We start from the raw sequence: 2380 nt of genomic DNA on the forward strand, positions 1-2380 counted from the left end.
GCGCGGTCAAGGTCAGCTCCTCGACCAGATCACAACCGACCTCATCACCCGCCCGCACCACCAGCTCCAGGAACCCGGTGCCCGGGAAGATCACCATCCCGCCCACCACATGATCGGCCAGCCACGGATGCGACCCCAGCGAGATACGACCGGTCAGCAACATCCCATCCGAACCGGCCACCCCCACGGCGGCTCCCAGCAGCGGGTGGCTCGCGGCCACGAGTCCCGCCGCCGTCACGTCTCCCACCTGCGAGCCGGCGCCGTCGGGCCAGAACCGCTCACGCTGGAAGGCGTACGTCGGCAGCTCCACCCGGTGAGCGCCGGGGAGCACGGCCGGCCAGCTCACCGGCACCTTACGCACGTGCAGGGCGGCCAGCGCCATCATGATCGTCGCCTGCTCGTCCTGGCCCCCGCGCAGCGCCGACACCAGCACCACGTCCAGGTCCGCCGGCCCTGCCTCGGCGTCGCGCGCCGAACCCGCAGGCGCAGCCACCCGCATTACCGCACCGATGTCCGCGTTCGCATCGGTGAGCGCGGTGAGGGTTTCATCGGCCATCGCGGCCAGCACCCCGTCGGGGCCCAGCTCCAGATACGCCCGCACCCCCTGAGCGTGCAGCGTCCGGACACCGTCGGAGAAGCGAACGGCCCGACGCACCTGCTCCACCCAGTAATCCGGCGAGCACAACTGCTCGTCGGTGGCCGCCTGCCCGGTCACCGTGGACACCACCGGAATCTGCGGCGGGCCGTAGGACAACGTCCGGGCCAGGGCACGGAAGTCCTCCAGCATCGGATCCATCAACGGCGAATGGAACGCGTGCGACACCCGCAACCGCTTCGTCCTGATTCCCCGAGACTCCAACTCGGCGGCGATGGCCAGGACCGGCTCCTCCACCCCGGCGATCACCACCGAGGCCGGACCGTTCACCGCCGCGACCGACACCTGGTCCTCACGCCCGGCCAGCAGTTCGGCGACCTCCTCCTCGGAAGCCCGCACCGACACCATCGCCCCACCGGCAGGGAGCGCCTGCATCAACCGCGCCCGACCCGCCACCAACGCACACGCATCCTTCAGGGACAACACCCCCGCCACATGGGCAGCGGTGAGCTCCCCGATCGAATGCCCGGCCAGCACATCCGGCCGAACCCCCCACGAGGACACCAGCCGGAACAGCGCCGTCTCCACCGCGAACAGAGCCGGCTGCGCCCACCCGGTCCGATCCAGCAACCCCGCCAACTCGCTGCCCGGCTCGGCGAACAACACCTCCCGCAGCGAACGCCCCACCCGCTCGATCGACCCACCATCCAGTTGCCCGGCCGGCTCCAGCAGCGGGTCCAGCTCAGCGATCACCTCGTCCAACGCCTGCGCGAACACCGGGAACCGGTCATACAGCTCCCGGCCCATCCCCGCCCGCTGACTACCCTGACCGGTGAACAGGAACGCCAGCTTGGCCACTCCCCGCACCGAACCGGTCACCACACCGGCGGCCGGCGCACCCTCGGCCACCGCCGCCAGACCCCGCACCAACTCCGCACGCTCAGCACCCACCACCACCGCCCGATACTCGAACGCCGACCGAGCCGTCGCCAGCGACACCCCCACCTCGGCCAACCCCAGACCAGGCGAACCCTCCACATGCGACAGCAACCGGGCCGCCTGCGCCCGCAACGCCACCTCACTCCGCCCCGACACCACCCACGAAATCGCGCCACCACCAGACCCGCCATCAGCCCCGGCCCCCACGTCCTTCCCCCCGGGAGGCTGCTCAATGATCACGTGCGCGTTGGTGCCGCTGATCCCGAACGACGACACCGCAGCCCGGCGCGACCGCTCCACCCGAGGCCACGACCGCGCTTCGGTCACCAGCTCGACCGCGCCCTCGCTCCAGTCCACATGCGAGGACGGCTCGTCCACATGCAACGTGCGCGGCACCACGCCCTCGCGCATCGCCATGACCATCTTGATGATCCCGGCCACACCGGCGGCCGTCTGGGTGTGGCCGATGTTCGACTTGATCGACCCGAGCAGCAACGGCTCCGCGGCATCGCGGCCCTGCCCGTAGGTGGACATCAAAGCCCGCGCCTCGATCGGATCACCCAACCGGGTTCCGGTGCCGTGCGCCTCGACCACATCGACATCCGACGCCGACAGACCCGCCCCGGCCAGCGCCTGCCGGATCACCCGCTGCTGCGACGGACCATTCGGCGCCGTCAACCCGTTCGACGCCCCATCCTGGTTCACCGCCGACCCGCGCACCACCGCCAGCACCTCATGACCGTTGCGGCGCGCGTCCGACAACCGCTCCAGCACCAGCACACCCACACCCTCGGCCCAGCCCACCCCATCGGCCGACTCGGAGAAGGACCTGCACCGGCCGTCCAC

General features: G+C 70.9%; 1 protein-coding gene. It reads right to left on the reverse strand.

Annotation, left to right across the window (positions count from 1 at the left end; genetic code table 11):
• On the reverse strand, nucleotides 1-2380 hold a 2380-nt coding region (locus tag ABT061_RS48215), incomplete at both ends, for an acyltransferase domain-containing protein (RefSeq protein WP_350930440.1).

The sequence above is a fragment of the Streptosporangium sp. NPDC002544 genome (genome assembly GCF_040295965.1).
Lineage (GTDB): Bacteria > Actinomycetota > Actinomycetes > Streptosporangiales > Streptosporangiaceae > Streptosporangium.